22 protein-coding genes and 1 tRNA gene are annotated in these 17186 nt (G+C 32.2%); 10 read left to right on the top strand and 13 right to left on the bottom strand.

Going from position 1 to position 17186, the window contains the following annotated elements; all coding sequences use genetic code 11:
* Nucleotides 1-3 precede the first annotated feature (3 nt).
* The 11 genes from DFR85_RS25725 to DFR85_RS25675 form a co-directional block, all read right to left on the bottom strand.
* Nucleotides 4-92, bottom strand: a tRNA-Arg gene (locus DFR85_RS25725).
* A 42-nt stretch (nucleotides 93-134) separates the two neighbouring features.
* On the bottom strand, nucleotides 135-467 hold the full coding sequence (locus DFR85_RS25720) for a transcription factor S (RefSeq protein WP_110270743.1): 333 nt from the start codon (nucleotides 465-467) through the stop codon (nucleotides 135-137).
* A gap of 28 nt (nucleotides 468-495) precedes the next feature.
* Complete coding sequence (locus tag DFR85_RS25715) at nucleotides 496-681, bottom strand: hypothetical protein (RefSeq protein ID WP_162582753.1); 186 nt, start codon at nucleotides 679-681, stop codon at nucleotides 496-498.
* A 74-nt stretch (nucleotides 682-755) separates the two neighbouring features.
* Nucleotides 756-1028, bottom strand: coding sequence for a DNA-directed RNA polymerase subunit L (locus DFR85_RS25710; RefSeq protein WP_110270741.1), 273 nt, complete (start codon nucleotides 1026-1028; stop codon nucleotides 756-758).
* Nucleotides 1018-1587 (bottom strand): exosome complex RNA-binding protein Csl4, encoded by a 570-nt coding sequence (locus tag DFR85_RS25705; RefSeq protein WP_110270740.1) that lies wholly within the window; start codon nucleotides 1585-1587, stop codon nucleotides 1018-1020. Before DFR85_RS25705 ends, DFR85_RS25710 begins: the two co-directional genes overlap by 11 nt.
* Before the next feature lie 3 nt (nucleotides 1588-1590).
* Nucleotides 1591-2589, bottom strand: coding sequence for a diphthamide biosynthesis enzyme Dph2 (dph2, locus tag DFR85_RS25700; RefSeq protein ID WP_110270739.1), 999 nt, complete (start codon nucleotides 2587-2589; stop codon nucleotides 1591-1593).
* 5 nt (nucleotides 2590-2594) lie between these two features.
* On the bottom strand, nucleotides 2595-3116 hold the full coding sequence (locus DFR85_RS25695; RefSeq protein WP_110270738.1) for a 50S ribosomal protein L16: 522 nt from the start codon (nucleotides 3114-3116) through the stop codon (nucleotides 2595-2597).
* A gap of 59 nt (nucleotides 3117-3175) precedes the next feature.
* Entirely contained in the window at nucleotides 3176-3427 is a 252-nt protein-coding gene (locus DFR85_RS25690; RefSeq protein WP_210433912.1) for a KEOPS complex subunit Pcc1, read from the bottom strand.
* Complete coding sequence (locus DFR85_RS25685; protein ID WP_168367174.1) at nucleotides 3405-4436, bottom strand: SSO0295 family DNA-binding domain-containing protein; 1032 nt, start codon at nucleotides 4434-4436, stop codon at nucleotides 3405-3407. Before DFR85_RS25685 ends, DFR85_RS25690 begins: the two co-directional genes overlap by 23 nt.
* The gene (locus DFR85_RS25680) at nucleotides 4405-5334 is read right to left on the bottom strand and encodes a lysylphosphatidylglycerol synthase transmembrane domain-containing protein (RefSeq protein WP_168367173.1); all 930 of its coding nucleotides are present in this window, start codon (nucleotides 5332-5334) and stop codon (nucleotides 4405-4407) included. The genes DFR85_RS25685 and DFR85_RS25680 overlap by 32 nt, the downstream gene beginning before the upstream one ends.
* A 5-nt stretch (nucleotides 5335-5339) precedes the next feature.
* Nucleotides 5340-6206 (bottom strand): HesA/MoeB/ThiF family protein, encoded by an 867-nt coding sequence (locus tag DFR85_RS25675; protein WP_168367172.1) that lies wholly within the window; start codon nucleotides 6204-6206, stop codon nucleotides 5340-5342.
* 64 nt (nucleotides 6207-6270) lie between these two features.
* Here DFR85_RS25675 and DFR85_RS25670 point away from each other — a divergent pair, with 64 nt between their 5' ends.
* The 10 genes from DFR85_RS25670 to DFR85_RS25625 are packed head-to-tail and all read left to right on the top strand — an operon-like array spanning nucleotide 6271 to nucleotide 15510.
* A complete protein-coding gene (locus DFR85_RS25670) occupies nucleotides 6271-7092 on the top strand; it encodes a transketolase (protein WP_110270734.1) in 822 nt (273 codons plus the stop codon).
* Complete coding sequence (locus DFR85_RS25665) at nucleotides 7061-7999, top strand: transketolase family protein (protein WP_110270733.1); 939 nt, start codon at nucleotides 7061-7063, stop codon at nucleotides 7997-7999. The genes DFR85_RS25670 and DFR85_RS25665 overlap by 32 nt, the downstream gene beginning before the upstream one ends.
* Complete coding sequence (locus DFR85_RS25660; protein ID WP_110270732.1) at nucleotides 7996-9030, top strand: chorismate mutase; 1035 nt, start codon at nucleotides 7996-7998, stop codon at nucleotides 9028-9030. Before DFR85_RS25665 ends, DFR85_RS25660 begins: the two co-directional genes overlap by 4 nt.
* The gene (aroF, locus tag DFR85_RS25655) at nucleotides 9027-10022 is read left to right on the top strand and encodes a 3-deoxy-7-phosphoheptulonate synthase (RefSeq protein WP_110270731.1); all 996 of its coding nucleotides are present in this window, start codon (nucleotides 9027-9029) and stop codon (nucleotides 10020-10022) included. Before DFR85_RS25660 ends, aroF begins: the two co-directional genes overlap by 4 nt.
* Nucleotides 10019-11059, top strand: a complete 1041-nt coding sequence (gene aroB, locus DFR85_RS25650; protein WP_110270730.1) for a 3-dehydroquinate synthase — start codon at nucleotides 10019-10021, stop codon at nucleotides 11057-11059. The genes aroF and aroB overlap by 4 nt, the downstream gene beginning before the upstream one ends.
* Nucleotides 11047-11832 carry a shikimate dehydrogenase family protein gene (locus DFR85_RS25645; RefSeq protein ID WP_110270729.1) on the top strand — a complete coding sequence of 262 codons (786 nt, stop codon included), beginning with the start codon at nucleotides 11047-11049 and terminating at the stop codon, nucleotides 11830-11832. Before aroB ends, DFR85_RS25645 begins: the two co-directional genes overlap by 13 nt.
* Nucleotides 11810-12982: a chorismate synthase gene (aroC, locus tag DFR85_RS25640; protein WP_110270728.1), complete on the top strand. Its 1173-nt coding sequence runs from the start codon at nucleotides 11810-11812 to the stop codon at nucleotides 12980-12982. The genes DFR85_RS25645 and aroC overlap by 23 nt, the downstream gene beginning before the upstream one ends.
* A complete protein-coding gene (locus DFR85_RS25635; protein ID WP_110270727.1) occupies nucleotides 12955-13755 on the top strand; it encodes a shikimate kinase in 801 nt (266 codons plus the stop codon). The genes aroC and DFR85_RS25635 overlap by 28 nt, the downstream gene beginning before the upstream one ends.
* Nucleotides 13718-14893, top strand: coding sequence for a 3-phosphoshikimate 1-carboxyvinyltransferase (locus DFR85_RS25630; protein WP_110271860.1), 1176 nt, complete (start codon nucleotides 13718-13720; stop codon nucleotides 14891-14893). The genes DFR85_RS25635 and DFR85_RS25630 overlap by 38 nt, the downstream gene beginning before the upstream one ends.
* Nucleotides 14890-15510 (top strand): type I 3-dehydroquinate dehydratase, encoded by a 621-nt coding sequence (locus tag DFR85_RS25625; protein WP_110270726.1) that lies wholly within the window; start codon nucleotides 14890-14892, stop codon nucleotides 15508-15510. The genes DFR85_RS25630 and DFR85_RS25625 overlap by 4 nt, the downstream gene beginning before the upstream one ends.
* Here the strand turns inward: DFR85_RS25625 and DFR85_RS25620 are convergent.
* Complete coding sequence (locus DFR85_RS25620) at nucleotides 15493-15795, bottom strand: Rieske (2Fe-2S) protein (protein WP_110270725.1); 303 nt, start codon at nucleotides 15793-15795, stop codon at nucleotides 15493-15495. The two genes, DFR85_RS25625 and DFR85_RS25620, sit on opposite strands and share 18 nt — an antisense overlap.
* Nucleotides 15767-17083: a phosphomethylpyrimidine synthase ThiC gene (thiC, locus tag DFR85_RS25615; protein ID WP_168367171.1), complete on the bottom strand. Its 1317-nt coding sequence runs from the start codon at nucleotides 17081-17083 to the stop codon at nucleotides 15767-15769. Before thiC ends, DFR85_RS25620 begins: the two co-directional genes overlap by 29 nt.
* Nucleotides 17084-17186: the final 103 nt, after the last annotated feature.

Here is a 17186-nt window from a genome sequence, read left to right as displayed (position 1 = left end):
AGGCGGGCCCGCCGGGATTCGAACCCGGGACCCTCGGCTTACTTCGACCTTCTTAGAAGGCCGGCGCTCTATCCTGGCTGAGCTACGGGTCCATTTTAACATTTCAACAAACTAAAATAAGATTTACGCTTGTTTTACTCATACTCTCTCCATACTTTTCCGCATTTTGTACATTTATAGAATCTTGTTGCTGGTTCGTCCGCACTTCTAGTTTGTAGTATCCAGAAGTATGCCTCATCATTTTTACAATTTGGGCATACAACACCTTTTATTATTTGAGTTCCAACAGGTAATTCGTCTTGTTCTAAAACTATAGTTTTTTCCTTTACATCATGCTTTATCTTTGTAGTTATTACCTCTTCTTGTTTAACTTCTTCTTCATATCCGCATTTTAGACATTTGTATACTGATTTTCCATTAATCTTTCTAGGTACCATCATAGAATTACATTTTGGGCAGAACTTCATGGTAAATCACCGAGACAATATTAATATCCTACTCATTTGTTTTATTTATTTTTTCCGATACTTTCTCAAGGATCATATTGCACGTATTCTCTAGGTCTCCTGAATATTTTTCTCCTATGCCAAAATTACTCATATTAATTTCATGTTTTACTTTAGATTTTTCCAATTTCCTTAGAGCGTCTTCTTTATTAGATGCTAATATAAAATGTTCCAAAAAGGATCCTCTAAAAATACAAATACAGGATAACTTATTATTTTCAGATAATATTCCTATTCTTGTTTCTTTTTTCATATTTTTTGTATTTCCTCTGCAAATCTCTCTGAAGTTCCCTTAGCAATTTCGATAGCTTTCAATAACGCATCCAATGGTTTTATAGTCCCATCAGTCATTAGTTTTATTGAAATGGCATCTATTAAAGGGTGTGGTTGATAATAAGACGCGTATTTTACACCTTGAACCTTTCTTAATGATCCTGCTATTAGATTTCCTAATGTATGATCTTCGCCAGTTATTTCAAGTTCTAGGTAATCTCCTGATAATTTTACTACTTTAATTTCCAACTTTTTTCACCGCATAGTTACCAAGTTTTCTTTTTTCTATATTACCACAGTTAGGACACTTTAAATGTTCTTCGTCTGTTTTTATCATTAACGTTCCACAAATTGAGCACTGAGCTAGTACAACTCCTAAATCTTTTCCTTTTAATGTTAAGGGAAGAGGTATTGAGATAGATAATGGTCTAGCTTTAATAATATCACCTAATTTTATACCGTCGGTTATTTTTTCTAAGTATTTATTAGAAATTTGTGAAATATGAAGATATCCAGTTATTGATGGACTTATGAATCTTTCTTCTATGCTGTTTATAGAAACTGTAGCAGAATCTTCTTTTACTAGTGTAACTGTTCCATATACATATTTTGCCTTTTTGAGATTTAATAATATAGGCCTTTTTACTGATAAAATATTACTCCTTCTATTAATCATATCATAAAAAACTTTACCCAATGACGAAGCTCTTACTTGCCCATTATCTTCATATGTATTTTCTCCTGCAGAGAATTCTTCTATTACTGCGATTTCCTCTCCAGGGTAAACAAAGTCTCCTTGTCCTCTCATTTTTTACCACGGGAATATATATGGTTCTAATTTATTGATTATAATCATTTTTGCTTCTCCAGGTGTTAAGACCGGTTTTTCGAACTCAAATAGATCATCTGTTGGAAGCCTTGGACAAGAAGTTACTATATAAGCATCTATGTAACTTCTATCTATATTTCTTAAGTTATCTATATTTAATACCTTATTTGTTACAATAAAGACGTTATTATTTCTCTCCTTTAGCTTTTTCTCAAAATACTTTACCATTAAGGGCCTATTTTGGCCCACTTTTACACCTTGTATTATTACCCAATTTCTTGCGTCCATAGCCTTTAATATTTTCGAATATCTTATTTTCAAAATTCTGTTAACTTCATTAGTCATGTCCTCTACTTTCATTGTGTATGGATCCAACTTGATGGTAGGTTTCATAGTTGCTAGACCAAGACCTATAACATGAAATTCTCCTCCAGACACATTTACATATACGTCGGCATTAACAGAAGTGGCTGCTTTATAGTCACATCCCAATATCTGACCGGGAAACATGAAAGGATTTGAGGGATTTCCAATTATTACTTCAAATTCCCTAAGGTTTTCCTTTATTTTGTTTAGAACATTATGGTGTTGTATTGTGGACGTTAGTGCTACAGACTTAGCGTCGTATTGTTTTAGAATTTCTTTTAATTCAGAAATTTGTTCTCCATTTATCTCAATTCTACTTTCAGCATTTATAAAAACTGTAGGAAACTTTGGATAATACCAAGTATACGGAGTATGTCCAAAGTGAATTATTAAATCTGCATTGATTATATTAGCTTCGTCCTCAGCTACGTCGCAGGCTCCCCAGCTAGGCTCTCCAGATATTATTAATTCAACATTTGGCATTTTAGATTGAATTTTCTCAACTATTTCAGTAGAAAAATATTTTAAACCTTCAGGAAATTGTAAAAGAACCTTTTTAGCTCCTCTTTTTTCAATTTCTTCTATAACTCTGTCGTAATCAAAAAAATAACTCACTGATTTTATGCACCTTTTTGTATACGCTCTACTACTATTTCAGTATCAAGAGGAAGTTTTGATTGAGCAACTTTAAATGCGTGTTTAGCAATCTCTAAGTGTTCTTTCTTTACTTTTAATAGCATTATTACTTCTCCTAATTTTTCAATTCTTGCTGCTGTTCCTATAGGTTTTCCAAAAGATAGTCTCATTCCATCTTGTAATCTATCTGCTCCAGCAAAAGCCATCATTTTATTTTCTCTGATTACATGATGGGGATACTTTAATACCCATATGAAGAAATCTGTTTCGTTTCCTATAGCGCTTGAAATCTGTTTTAATGCTATAACTCTAGCTGCTTCGAGTGAATTATGTCTTATTTGACCAATTTGTTTCGTTATTAATTTTATCACATAATCATAATCCTTATTTGGATCTCCCATTGTGAATTTAGTTATCTTTGGTTGAGGTACACCCGGTATATACTCTTTTCTAGTATAAGCTGGGCCTGAAAAATGTCTGTAACACCTACCTGGTCTTAATGGCATAAATTAGAGTTAGCTGTCTCAAGTATTTAAATTAATTGATTAACTGGAGTAGTGGATAATCAAGAATTAACGTTACTAATTACTTTTTCTATAACTTCTATATGTGCTAATATTTCATCTGCAGTGTTACGAAGAGTTAAAATGTCTTTGGAAGATTTTATCTCCATCTCTATATAGATTTCTATATAATTATCTCCTTTATTAACGTTAATTTTCATGCCATCAGGAAGATCTATGTTATCTACTTTTATACTTCTATATATTTCCTCTGAATTCTCCGTATTGTACTTAATTTTTATCTTTGATATCAATTTTTATCAAACCTTCTTCTTCTGATGATAAAAAATATCTTGAAGTTAGATATGTATCATTATCCTTTATAACTATTGTCTTAATTATCTTGTTTTTTTCTATTTGCTGTAAGAAAATTGATATTAGAGTAGGAGATTTAAGCTCTGAATCTACTATGTAGTACTTTCCTTTATTATCTAGAATATCAATTTTGAATCCTTTTGCTACATTTTCTCTAAATTTATCTATTAATATTCCTATTATTGATGGATTTAATGAAAATTGAATTAAATATTTGCTTCCTATAATATCCATAAAATAGATTAATGCCAGAGATACCTCAAGAAGATCGTAATTAAAGTAAAATATTCTATCGGAAATTATGTCATCTCTGGAAATTCTAGGATTTAGCTTGATTGCTATTGTCATTATTTTATAAAGAAATGTATTGAGTTGTGTTTCGTTTAATTCACTTAATTTAGTCGTCTCATTAACCCCAAGCTCTTTAATAAAATTGATAGCATTTTCTCTATTTCCAGTAATCTGTGGTAAATATGGATCAAAGGATAGCATTAAAGAAAGGAAGAGCGGCAGTTCATTATAGGCAGGTATTTTTACGTTTTTCTCTACAGTTACTCCCATAGCTTTTGCTTTTTCAATTATTTTATTTTCCCATTCACTAGTTTTTCTCCTTTCTAGGAAAGAACTTATAGAAATTCCTGATAAAATTGGTAGTAGATCGTCTTTACTTAATGGTAATATGGAACTAAAAGCTGAGTTTCCCAAAAATACTTGTTTATCATTACTATTGATCCATTTTCCTTGTTCGTTCTGAAGCAATTGGACTTCACAATTTAAGGAAGAGAAACTAATAGCAAAATCGCCATTAAAATATTTCATTAGTAAACTAGAAAATATTATAGAATCTGGAGTGTAGGGAATTTTTACACATAATGATTTTTCGTTATATAGAGATTCGATAAGTTTTAAGCCTTCTTCAGGATTCGGATCCTTGATAAAACTCTCCATACTTTTTAATTTTGTAGAATTCTTTTTTAAGTTCATTAATGTCTATATCCCTAATGAATATGAAACCTATAAAATAGTCAAGTAATTCTAAAACTACGGCAGCTACTACGAAATGCGGAGGAAGAAATAAGGAGAATGCAATTTCTGAAACTCCTGATGCTCCTGGTATGGGGAAGAGAGTAGCAGCAAAAAAAGTCATATTAATCAGAATATCCTTAAAGTAATCTGAGACCATAGCCAAGAATGATAGTGATTGAACTAAATATCCCAAGACTGTAAGAGAGAAGTATGTAATAAAGTTCTTTCCTTCAATTTTATCTTTCATTGCCTGTTTTCCTTTATTTAATACAAAATAATACTTATCTAATCCGATTAATTTAACTATACTCTTCTCAATTCTAATTGATTTACCTGCAGTAGTGTATACGTAAGCTAGTCCCAAAGACCAGCCTATTATATTACCTATTGTTATGAAGATATAAATTAATTCTATTGCAATGAACCTTATAGGTAATAGGACAAGAAACATAAGTGATCCAACTGTTACATCGTAATAAGCTTCCAATAGCGATAATGAAAATCCTTGAATAAGCTCTACATGTTCTTTGCTATATACTGTGGCTCTAGTAAGTTCTTGACCAACCCAGCCAGGTAAAATTAGTCCTATAGAATTTCCTAATAATCTTGCTTTGAAAGCTGTGTAAAAAGAAACTCCTACAATTTTCTTATCTCTAAGAGCTATTACTAATATCTGTCCAAGATATGAAAGAACAAAAGCTAGAATAATTATTGGAGTTAAACTTCTTACTATTTCTATAATATTTATTTTAAAAATTATAGAATATACTACAACGACTAATATTGGCAATAATGCAGTAAAAACATATTTAAATTGCACAAGCTTTATGCTTCTTTTTTCTTAAAACATTTTTCATTATAGCATATAATAGTACCTTCACTATCCTTATATATTTCTACTTCAGAAGATCTAAAAATATTTTTCCCACTTTTTTCAGATCTTAACATTCCACATGTGTAAAATTTTGATTTAAGATATTTATACTGATGTAGTGAACATGCTTCACAATTTGAATTTCTTTTCATTTTTATCTTTTCCAATCTTAAATCTTCCATATCAATGTAAATCATTTCATCCTCGTATCTTCCTCTAAGGTAATTTATGAGCAATTGAATTTGAATAGACGTTATAATATCTATTGTAGCGATAGTAGTTCCTATTATCTCACATGCATTACGCTCATCAATAGGTTCTAAAAAGCAAGAGAGGCATGAGGTCTTACCAGGAATTATTATTTTAGCTGAAGCATATTCTCCAGTTACACCGGCATATATTAATGGTATATTATTTTTGACACATGCATCGTTGAGGACAAGTCTATAATTTACATTATCAAGAGCATCAAACACTATATCGTTTCCTTTAACTATTTCTTCGGCATTTTTGCTATCTAAAATATCTAATATTGTGTCTATTTTTATATTACTATTTACTTTTTTTAAATATTCTTTGCAAACTAATGCTTTAGGTCTCATTAAATCTTTCTCAGTGAATATGTGAGTTCTATGTAAATTGCTTAATTCTACTACGTCTGCATCTACTAAAACTAATTCTTTTACTCCTAATCTAGTTAACATTTCTGCAAGAGCCGAGCCCAAAGCACCGCATCCTATAACAGCTACCTTTAAAGAAGAAATCTTTTCCTGAAGCTCTAAACCTAAGGCTAATAATTGCCTAGAATATCGTTCCATAGATAATAATGAAAGCTTAAAAAATAAGAATTATTCTATATTCGGGGGTTTAGTTGTTGCACCAATGGGAAAAGGTGGAAGTGATGGAATTCCAATATCATTAGAAGAATTAAAAAAGTTGCAAGAGATTGCAGAAAGAGCTAGAAAGAATGTTATAAAAATGCAGTTCTATGATCAATCAATTCACGTAGGGTCGTCATTAAGTAGCATAGAGATTTTAACTACGTTACTATTCAGATACGTGAGAGAAAGTAAAAATCCTACAGACAAAGATTGGTTAATATTAAGCAAAGGTCATGCAGCTCCAGCTTTATACGCAGTATTGCATGAGAAAGGACTTATACCAGAGGAAGAATTATGGAAAATTCAAGGAATAAACGGATTATTACAAGGTCATCCAGAAGTATACATTCCTGGCATAGATATGTCTACAGGCAGTTTAGGGCAGGGATTAAGTTTTGGTATTGGTGTTGCCACTGGAATAAAAATGTCTAATGGAAGTGGTAGAGTTTTTGTAATTATGGGAGATGGAGAACAAGACGAAGGAGAGATCTGGGAAGCAATGACACATGCAGTAGCTAGAAAAGTGGATAACCTAATAGCATTTATAGAAATTAATGGATTTCAGTTAGACGCTTCGACTCAAGATGTTAAACCTAAAGAGTTTCTGCATGATGTGTGGAAAGCAGTAGGATGGGAGACTTTCTTATGTGATGGCCATGATATTTCTAGTATAGTAAATAGTGTTGAAGAGGCGATGAAGGCAAAGAAGCCTGCAGTAATTTTTGCAAAAACTCTCAGAGGTAAAGGTTTCACTCCAATAGAAAATAGTAAAAAACAAAGGGCGAGTCCTGATGTTACAAGGAAGTTTCTCTTCAATTCGTGAAGCTTTTGGTAGAACTTTAGTAAAGTTAGGGGAAGAAGATTCTGACATAATAGTAATAACTGCTGACGTTGGCGATTCTACTAGGGCTTCTTACTTTAAGGAAAAATTTCCAGAGAGATACTTCAATGTCGGAATTTCCGAGCAAGATATGGTAAATTTTGCTGCTGGATTGTCAGCTACTGGAAAGAAGCCTGCTGTAGTAGATTTTGCAATGTTTACGATGAGAGCATGGGAACAAATAAGGAATAGTATAAGTAGAATGAACTTAAATGTCAAAATTCTGGTTACTCATTCTGGATATAGTGATAGCGGAGACGGTTCTAGTCACCAGTCTTTAGAAGACATAGCTTTAATGCGTACTCTTCCTAACATGAGAGTGATAGTTCCAGCAGATCCTGCTGATGTTATTAGAGGTTTGCCAGTGATAATGAAGGAGAGAGGTCCTATATATTATAGAATGGGAAGAGAATATTCTCCTCCAATAACCAATGGTCTTGATTACAAGTTCGAGATTGGTAAGGCTTACGTGCTTAAGGACGGAGATGATTTAACTATAATGGGAGCTGGAGTAGTTTTATGGGACGCTCTTAAAGCAGCTGAACAATTAGAGAAAATGGGAATAAGCACTGCAGTAATAAATTTAGAGACTATAAAACCTATAGATGAATCTACAATAGAATACTATGCTAGAAAAACTGGTAGAATAGTTACTATAGAGGAACATAGTATATATGGAGGAATAGGTTCTGCTGTATCAGAAGTTGTAGTTAAGAAATATCCTGTACCAATGAGATTTGTTGGTGCTACTACTTTTGGAAGATCTGCAAGAAGTGAAAGAGAATTATTAGACTATTACAATATAACTGATAAGTCTATAGTAAACTCTGCTTTAGAGCTGATTAAATGAGTGAGATAGACGACTTAAGGAAACAGATAGAGAATATAGATGAAAAGTTAGTTTATTTGTTATCTGAAAGAATGAAATTATCTGGTAAAATAGGCAAAATAAAACAAAAAAATAATTTTCCTATAACAGATGAAAAAAGAGAAGAATCAGTTAGGTTAAGATGGTTGTCTTTATCTCAGAAATATGGCATCCCTGAGTCAATGATAGATCCGTTATTAAATTTAATTTTCTCTTATTCAAAAATTTTTCAGATAAATCCTAGCTACATAAAGAAAATATCTATAATAGGATATGGAGGAATGGCTAGATCTCTAATTTCTTTATTTAAAATATCTTCACAAGAAGTTGTAGTAACTGGTAGAGATATAAAAAAAGCTGAAAGGCTCGCAAGCGAATTTGGATATGCCTACATGGAGCCTTATAAGGCTGTTGAATGGGGAGAGATTATAATAATTACCTTACCGCCGTCTGGTATTGTTTCGGATTTTATGAAAAAGCTTTTTCCATATTTTAGTGGGAAAAAAGTTATAGATATTTTATCTACTAAACATTCTATTTTTGGCTTTTTAGAAAAAATGTCGCTTGAAAATAATTTTAATTATATATCTTCTCATCCTCTCTTTGGTCCATATCTTTATCCAGTTGGTGAAAAAATAGCCGTAATTCCTTCGATAACATTTCCTGATTCAAAAGAAATCTTGGACTTCTGGAGGAATTGCGGTCTTTTTCCTATACAGACTAGTTTAGAAAATCATGAAAAGGCAATGGCTGTAGTGCAAGTTTTACCACATTTTTATTTAATGGCATTGAGTAAAAGTATAGAGCTACTTGCTAAAGAGTTGGATGTAGATTTTTCAAATTTCCAAACTACAAATTTTAGGGATATTTATAAGATAATAAAAAGAGTTAATGATCTCCATAGTGTTATAATGGAGATCCAGGAATTAAATCCATACTCTCAAAAGGCTAGAGAGTTAGGTATGAAAGAGCTAAATAATCTTTATAATGAATTTTTAGGTGAGAAGAAATGATTCTTTTCATATTAAAAGATAAAAGAGATTACTCTACCTTAAAGGAAAAATTACAATTATCATCTTCATCATACAAATTTCTTAATCTTTATGGAAAAAATTTACTATTAGTATGGCCGGATAGTGAGGCAGAAAAGATTGTAGATGAGGATATTGAAGTTGCAGTTAAAACCAAAAAATCATATATCTTAGCTAGTAACGAATGGAAAAAAGATCCTACATCATTTAAAGTTAAAGGCACTGAAATAGGTACAAATAAAATAGTCGTTGCAGCAGGTCCTTGTGCTGTAGAGTCAGAAGAGCAAGTAGTAAGTGTTGCTAAAGCAGTAAAAAGGGCAGGTGCTTCAATTTTAAGAGGAGGAGCCTATAAACCAAGGACTAGTCCATATTCATTTCAAGGTTTAGGAGAGGAAGGAGTAAAAATTCTAAAAACTGCAGGCGAAGAGACAGGTTTGCCAATAGTCACAGAAATAATGGACACTAAAGATTCTGAAGTGTTTAAGAAGTATGTAGATATGGTGCAAATTGGAGCAAGAAACGCTCAAAATTTCTCTTTATTAAAAGAAGTGGCTTCAATAGGAAAGCCAGTTCTCCTAAAAAGAGGGATGGCTAATACAGTAGAGGAATGGTTACAAGCAGCAGAATATTTGCTTTATGGAGGAGACGGAAACGTGATATTATGTGAAAGAGGAATAAGAACTTTTGAGAAATCAACAAGGTTTACTTTAGATATTGGAGGAATGGTTGCGGCAAAAATGATGACCCATTTACCTATCTGCGCAGATCCGAGTCATCCTGCAGGTAAAAGAGAGTTAGTTCACTCTTTAGCATTAGCATCTGTAGCAGCTGGCGCAGATATGTTGCTAATAGAGGTTCATCCACATCCTGAAAGTGCGCTAAGTGATTCTGAGCAACAATTAACTCCAGAATCTTTCGAAGTTCTTATGAATAGGATAAAAGCTTTAGCTTCGGCTCTCGGTAGATCTGTATGAAAAATATTAAGGAGAATATATGTTCTTTTGAAATTAACGTCGATATAGGAAAAAAGTTTGAAGATTTTCTATCTGAGCTTGATAAAAAGAAAGCAATAATCTATTCTAAAAATCTTCGAATAAATCCTAAAGCAGACGTTGTGATTCCTATAGATGATGGTGAACAAGCAAAGGATTTATCCAACGTTTTAGATATAGTGAAAACTTTGTTTGATAATGATTTCGATAGAGGAGATTATGTTATTGCAGTTGGTGGAGGAACTGTACTTGATATAGCAGGTTTTGCTGCGTCTATTTATCTTAGAGGTATAAATTTGGTAAACGTCCCTACTACACTTTTGGGAATGGTAGATGCAGGAATAGGAGGTAAAAATGGAGTTAATTTTGCAGGAGTTAAAAATATACTAGGGACATTTTACCAGCCAAGTAATATAGTAATAGACTTAAATTTCATTAAAACTTTACCATTAGAAGAACTTAAGAAGGGATTAGCAGAAGTTATAAAGTATTCCTTGGTCTTAGATAAGGATCTATATGATTTTCTTTCTTTAAATAAAGATAGGATACTAAATAAAGAGGAGGATGCATTAGAAGAAATTATCTATAGATCAGTAAATGATAAGCTAGGGGTAGTTAAAGAAGATGAAAGAGAGAATAAAGGAATAAGAGTAGTATTGAACTTTGGTCATACAATAGGTCATGCCATAGAAGCAGGATCTAATTTTAAGATTTCTCATGGATATGCTATATCTGTAGGTATGGTATGTGAAGCTAAAATAGCAGAAGAAATGGGATATTCTGAAGAAGGAGTAGTAGAAGACGTTCTTTGGCTTTTGCAATTATATGGTCTTCCATTAAGTATTGATAAAATAGGCATTCCTATTTCGTTAGATTTAGCGCTAAGCTCTATTGAAAAGGATAAAAAAACTCGGGGAAATTTTGTTATGATGCCTTTTCCCACTAGAATAGGAAAATGGAAGAAAGTAGATGTTCCTAAAGAAACTCTAAAAGGGTTTGCGTCACAGTGTTTGAAATAAACTATTCTACAAAATTACTTGGTATAATAGGCAAAAATATAAGCTATACTCTCTCTCCAGCTATTCATAACTATTCTTTTCAAAAACTAGGAATAAATGCGGTGTACCTAGCTTTTGATTTAGATGAAACAAAATTTGAAAGATTAACCTCATCATTATTGGAACTTGGTAAAGGCTTTAATGTTACTATACCTTATAAAGAGAAAATAATTAAGTATCTAGATAAAGTGGATTTTACTGCAGAAAAAATTGGTGCAGTGAATACTATAAAGGAAAAAGAGGGCTATAACACTGATTATTTAGCATTAAAGACAATATTAAACGAGACTGGGTATTATGATTCTATAATATTTGGATCAGGAGGTGCTGCTAAAGCTATTTCTTTTGCAATAGCAGAAGAAGGATTCAAGGTTTATATCTATGATAGAAAGAAAGAAAAAGGAGAGAAACTAGTCGAGTATATAAAATCAAAAGGATACAAAGCCAAGGTTGTAGAGAACTGTTCAATAGAATATGGCATAATAGCTAACGCTACTCCAGATCCTTCTTTTATTCCTGAACACTGTATTAAAGGTAATATAGCCATAGACTTCGTATATACTCCAGTAATTACGACTTTTTTGGATAAAGCAAGGAAAAATGGAATGAAAGATGTAAATGGGCTTAAAATCCTCGTTAGACAAGCTTTAGAAGCTCAAAAAATTTGGTTTGGAAAAACAGTTAATGAAGATGAAGTGGTGAATTTCCTATATGCCAGGAAACTCGTTCGGTAATATTTTTAGAATAACTACTTTTGGAGAAAGCCACGGACCAGCAGTAGGTGCTGTGATAGACGGAGTTCCTGCAGGACTACCTTTAGATAAAGAAGATATTCAATTCGAATTGTCATTCAGACGCCCTGGAAGATTTTTAGTTTCCGGTAGAAGAGAAAAAGACGAGCCAGAAATCTTAAGCGGAATATTTAACGGCAAGACTACTGGCGCTCCAATAGCTATTTTAGTAAGAAATAATGATGTAATTTCCTCATTATATGAGGAAATAAAATATAAGCCTAGGCCAGGACATGCTGATCTACCTTATATTATGAGATATGGCTACGAGAATTGGGATTATAGAGGAGGTGGGAGATCTAGTGCTCGAGAAACTGTAGGTAGAGTAGCCGCGTCAGCAATAGCAAAGAAACTACTGATGTTTACTAATACTATTATTGCTGGTCATCTCAAAAGTCTAGGTAATATTGAACTAGATACCGAAGTAAAGTTTGATGATATTTTATGTTCTAAATATAGTCCAGTAAGAGCTTCAAATAAAGATATAGAAAATAAGTTCATTGAGTTAGTTAAGAAGGCTACAACAGAGGGAGATAGTTACGGAGGTATAGCTGAGATATTTGTGGAAAATCCTCCTCCTGGTTTAGGAGAGCCAGTTTTTGATAAAATAAAGGCCGATTTAGCTAAAGCGATTATGTCTATTCCCGCCGCAGTAGGTTTTGAATACGGTTTAGGATTTAAATTAGCTAAAATGAGAGGTAGTGAAGCTAATGATGAGATTATAATAAAAAATGGCAAACTAGGATGGAAAAATAACACTTCTGGCGGAATATTGGGAGGTATAACTAATGGGGAACCTATAATATTGCGTTGTGCATTTAAACCTACTAGTTCTATTAGAATTCCTCAAGAGACAATAGATCTTAGGACAATGAATGAATCTAAAATTTCTGTCTTAGGAAGACATGATCCAGCAGTAGCTATTAGAGGTGTTTCAGTGGTCGAAGCAATGACTTCATTAGTTTTAGTAGATCATGCTATAAGATCTGGAGTTATTCCTAGCGTAAAAATAGATAATAAGGAAGCAGAGATTATTCAAGAAAGATGGTTGAGGTATAAAGAGGCATGCAAACCTTTGGAGGAATCTCAATAGTAAATGCTATACCTTCATGGTACGGTTCTTCAATGGCTATAGACCTTAAAGTTAATGTGGACGTTGAAGAAGGACATAGTACATTTCAAAGTTCTCTTGTAAAGACTATTCTAGATTATTTTAGGGAAACATATAATATTCCAGAATTAAAGGTTAACATAAGATCTGAAATTCCTCAAATGAGCGGATTAAAAAGTAGTAGCGCAGTCTCTACAGCTTTAATTGCAGCCATATCTGAAAAATTCGGAATTGAAGTAGATATACCTAAACTTTCTGCTATTCTCTCTATTAAATCGGGAGTCTCGGTTACTGGTGCATATGATGATGCTACTGCTGCGTATTATGGGGGCGTATCATTTACTTACAATAAGGAATTTAAATTAATCAAGATGGAAAATTTTCCTGAAGATATTTCTATCTTGATCTTAGCTATTGGAAATAGGCCTAATATAGACCTTAAGATATTAAAAAAGTATAATTTACTTTTTGAGGAGATCTTCAAAATAGCATTAAGAGATATCATAACAGCAATGAAACTGAACGGATTAGCTATAGCGGAAATTTTGGGTTATGATAAGGAGCCAATAATATCCGCATTAAAAAACGGTGCAATAGCCTCTGGAATTTCTGGTAACGGTCCGTCGATATTTGCTTTATGTAAGGAAGGAGATGATGGTCCTATTTATGAAAGTTTAAGTAAATATGGTAAAGTTATAGTAACAAGGGCAGTTGAAATTGGAGATAGATATAGAAAAATCGATAATACACGGTAGAATTCAAGCTCCTCAATCTAAAAGTTTAGCAATTAGGGTAGCGTTCTTATCTTTGTTAACTGAGGTTAATACAGATTTTTGGAACTCAAATGATATTATTGCAGCAATAAATGCTGTAAAAGCTATAAGACGTGGAGATAATTATATTTATGTAGGAGGCTCGGCAACAACTCTAAGGATACTTATTCCTATTGTTGTAGCATTAAAGAGGAAAGTTACTATTGATGGAGACGAAACTCTTAGAAAAAGACCTATAAGCGCAATAAGAAAAGCTTTAAAAAAAGCTTCATTTTCATCAGATTTTCTTCCTGTTACAATATACGGGGAATTAGAAAGAGAAACTAAAATTGAAGGTTGGGAAAGTAGCCAGTATATAACTGGATTAATTTACGCTTATCATCTTTTAGGCGAAGGTATAATAGATATAATTCCTCCTATATCGTCTTTGAGTTATATCCACATGACAATAGATTTATTTAACAAGCTGGGTTCTAAAATAGAAATGGAAGGAAATACAATCTACATCAAATCATCAAAATTATCATGTTATAATACTAAAATTCCAGGAGATTATCTTTTATCTTCGTTTTATGCAATAGCTTCTTTAATAACTAGTGGTAGAATAGAAATAGAAAATTTATATAGTCCTCCAAATTATTTCGGAGATCACTCTATAATGGAAATATTAGGGAGAATGGGAGCGAAAAGTTATTATTACGATAACAAATGGATTGTTGAAAGTTCAAAAGAGTACTATCCTATAGAAATCGATTTAAATGATTCTCCAGATATGGCTATTTCAATTTCTGCTTTATCTGCAGTATCTAAGGGCACGTCTATTTTAAGAAACATAGATAGGCTGAAAATTAAGGAAAGTAATAGAGTTCAAACTATTATAGAGACATTGAAAGCATTTAATATAAAATCATCATACTCAGACGGAAATATCTTAATTTTTGGATCAAAACCTAGTAGGGGGAAAGTAGTTTGTCCTAATGACCATAGGATCGCTATGTTGGCAGCAGACTTAGCTACATATTCAGGCGGTGAAATACTTAATGCGGAGTGTGTAAACAAAAGCAATCCAAATTTCTGGGAAGATTTAAAACTCTTAGGTGGCAAAATTTCTATAAAATGAGAACTTCTATAGTAGCCTCATTACCCGTTTATAATATAGGAGATTTAGAAAAGATAAAGCGTATTGACGCGGATTTTATAGAGTTAAGACTAGATTATATGGACAAGCTAGAGGTTAATTTAGATTCTCTGAATGAATACAGATCTAAATTAATTTTTACTATCAGGGATAAAAGTGAAGGTGGTTATAAGGAAATTCCAGATGCTGAAAAATCTGCTTTTTTAAAAGAGCTATATTCCAAAGGATTTTTATACGATATAGAAGCCTCATTTTTACAGAGAGAATTAGTACCACATAAAGGGAAAATAGTTTCTGCTCATTATTTTGATCATATTCCTTCATTTGAAGAATTAGAGGATATTATAAGAAAATATCGTGAGGCATATATTATAAAATTCGCTTTAGTAGGAAAAGAAAACTATAGGGAAATTCTGATTAAATTACTCAGATATGAGAATATAGCAGTAATGCCTATGAATGTAGATCCTTTAGAGAGAATTGCTTTCTCAATTTTAGGTTCAAAACTGATTTATGGATATGTTGATATACCAACAGCTTCTGGCCAAATGCATTATAAGGATATAAAAAGAATATTTCAATTATTGGCCAATTATTAAATAGTCTCCGTCAATTTTTACATTATATATTTTAATAGGTTTTTTAGCTGCGCCTTTTATAGGTTTTCCAGAAAATATTGAAAAATGTGAAAAGTGACATTGACAAACTAATTCGTCTCTAATTAATACTCCGTATTTTGATAAATCGCATCCTAAATGGGGACATCTGTTATCAAACGCTAAGAATCTATCTGCACCTAAATAAATTAAAAGAATTTCTAAATTATCTTGATTTATTTTAGTTTTTTCTCCAACTTTAAGATCTGGTCTTTTTATCCTTATCATATTTTTTCTTATTTAATGCTCTTGGAAGAACTAAATAAACGCATAGATCTCCACACATTGTGCATGAACCTCCAGCAAAATTTTTGTATTGTAAATAGATTTTTATTGCATTATCCTGGTCAAATGTTAAATCAAACATTCTTTTCCAATTTAATCTGGATCTAGCTTTACTCATTTCAGTGTCTTTATTCTTTACTTTTTCTCCAACTTTTATTATGTCTCCAGCATGTGCTGCTATTTTAAAAGCTATTAATCCTTCTTTTACTTGTTCTGGATTAGGTAAAGATAGATGCTCTGCGGGTGTTAAGTAACATAACATATCTGCACCATTCATAGCTGCTATTGCTCCTCCTATTGCTCCTGCAATATGATCATATCCTGCTGCTATATCTGTAGGTAAAATGCCTAGTACGTAATAAGGAACACCACCGCTTAATTGTTTCTCCAATTTTATGTCCATTTCTATTTGATCTAAAGGCATATGTCCAGGTCCTTCAATCATAACTTGTATACCATTTTCTATTGCTTTTCTAGCTAATCTTGAATTCACAATTAATTCTCCTACATGCAGTTCATCATGTGCATCATCAATTCCACCTGGTCTTAAAGCATCTCCTAAACTTAATGTAACATCGTATTCTTTTGCCAATTCTAATAAATAGTCGAAATTAGCATAGAGAGGATTTTCTTTTTCATTATATATTTCCCAAGCAGCTAAAATTGTTCCTCCTCTGCTGACTATACCAGCAGTTCTTTTCATTTCAGCAGCTTTTTTAGCTAAATCCAAGGTTACACCAGTATGTAATGTTACAAAATCTACTCCGTCTTTAAAATGTTTTTCAATTACATTAAAGAAATCATCTTCTGTAAAGTCTATAACATATTTTCTTTTTGTAACCATTTCATAGTATAATTGATATATGGGTACTGTACCAACTGGCATTTTAGCTCTTTGTAAAACTAGTTTTCTAATATAGTCTATATCTCCTCCATCAGTTAGGTCCATAAGTGAGTCCGCCCCAAATTTGTTTGCTATTTCTATTTTTTCCATCTCTTCCTCTATATTATAATGATCAGTGGAAGCCCCAATATTTACATTAACTTTAGTTATTAACCCTTCTCCAACTCCAGTATATTTTTCTAAGCTCCTAATCTTGTTTTTCAGTATTACTATTTTACCTTTAGCTATTCTATCTCTTATTTTATTTGGATCCTCATTTTCTTCTTTTGCTACTATTTTCATCTCTTCTGTAACATTACCACTTTTAGCTTCAGTTATTTGAGTCATTATTATAAGTTAGTTAATAAGTTACTTATATATGTTAGACTACATAATCAGCCATTATAAGAAATGTTTTATAATGTTAAAACTCTATATTATAGACTTAGAG

The organism is Acidianus brierleyi (assembly GCF_003201835.2).
In the GTDB taxonomy this organism is placed as follows: domain Archaea; phylum Thermoproteota; class Thermoprotei_A; order Sulfolobales; family Sulfolobaceae; genus Aramenus; species Aramenus brierleyi.
The sequence above is the reverse complement of the archived record's forward strand: the minus strand, read 5'-3'. Positions and strand labels throughout refer to the sequence as shown.

Excerpts from the sequence above, each read along its gene's own strand:
- DFR85_RS25720 (WP_110270743.1), bottom strand. The coding sequence starts at position 467 with ATGAAGTTCTGCCCAAAATGTAATTCTATGATGGTACCTAGAAAGATT.
- DFR85_RS25705 (WP_110270740.1), bottom strand. The coding sequence starts at position 1,587 with ATGAGAGGACAAGGAGACTTTGTTTACCCTGGAGAGGAAATCGCAGTA.
- DFR85_RS25695 (WP_110270738.1), bottom strand. The coding sequence starts at position 3,116 with ATGCCATTAAGACCAGGTAGGTGTTACAGACATTTTTCAGGCCCAGCT.
- DFR85_RS25685 (WP_168367174.1), bottom strand. The coding sequence starts at position 4,436 with ATGGAGAGTTTTATCAAGGATCCGAATCCTGAAGAAGGCTTAAAACTT.
- DFR85_RS25675 (WP_168367172.1), bottom strand. The coding sequence starts at position 6,206 with ATGGAACGATATTCTAGGCAATTATTAGCCTTAGGTTTAGAGCTTCAG.
- DFR85_RS25670 (WP_110270734.1), top strand. The coding sequence starts at position 6,271 with ATGGGAAAAGGTGGAAGTGATGGAATTCCAATATCATTAGAAGAATTA.
- DFR85_RS25665 (WP_110270733.1), top strand. The coding sequence starts at position 7,061 with ATGTTACAAGGAAGTTTCTCTTCAATTCGTGAAGCTTTTGGTAGAACT.
- DFR85_RS25660 (WP_110270732.1), top strand. The coding sequence starts at position 7,996 with ATGAGTGAGATAGACGACTTAAGGAAACAGATAGAGAATATAGATGAA.
- aroF (WP_110270731.1), top strand. The coding sequence starts at position 9,027 with ATGATTCTTTTCATATTAAAAGATAAAAGAGATTACTCTACCTTAAAG.
- aroB (WP_110270730.1), top strand. The coding sequence starts at position 10,019 with ATGAAAAATATTAAGGAGAATATATGTTCTTTTGAAATTAACGTCGAT.
- aroC (WP_110270728.1), top strand. The coding sequence starts at position 11,810 with ATGCCAGGAAACTCGTTCGGTAATATTTTTAGAATAACTACTTTTGGA.
- DFR85_RS25635 (WP_110270727.1), top strand. The coding sequence starts at position 12,955 with ATGCAAACCTTTGGAGGAATCTCAATAGTAAATGCTATACCTTCATGG.
- DFR85_RS25625 (WP_110270726.1), top strand. The coding sequence starts at position 14,890 with ATGAGAACTTCTATAGTAGCCTCATTACCCGTTTATAATATAGGAGAT.
- DFR85_RS25620 (WP_110270725.1), bottom strand. The coding sequence starts at position 15,795 with ATGATAAGGATAAAAAGACCAGATCTTAAAGTTGGAGAAAAAACTAAA.
- thiC (WP_168367171.1), bottom strand. The coding sequence starts at position 17,083 with ATGACTCAAATAACTGAAGCTAAAAGTGGTAATGTTACAGAAGAGATG.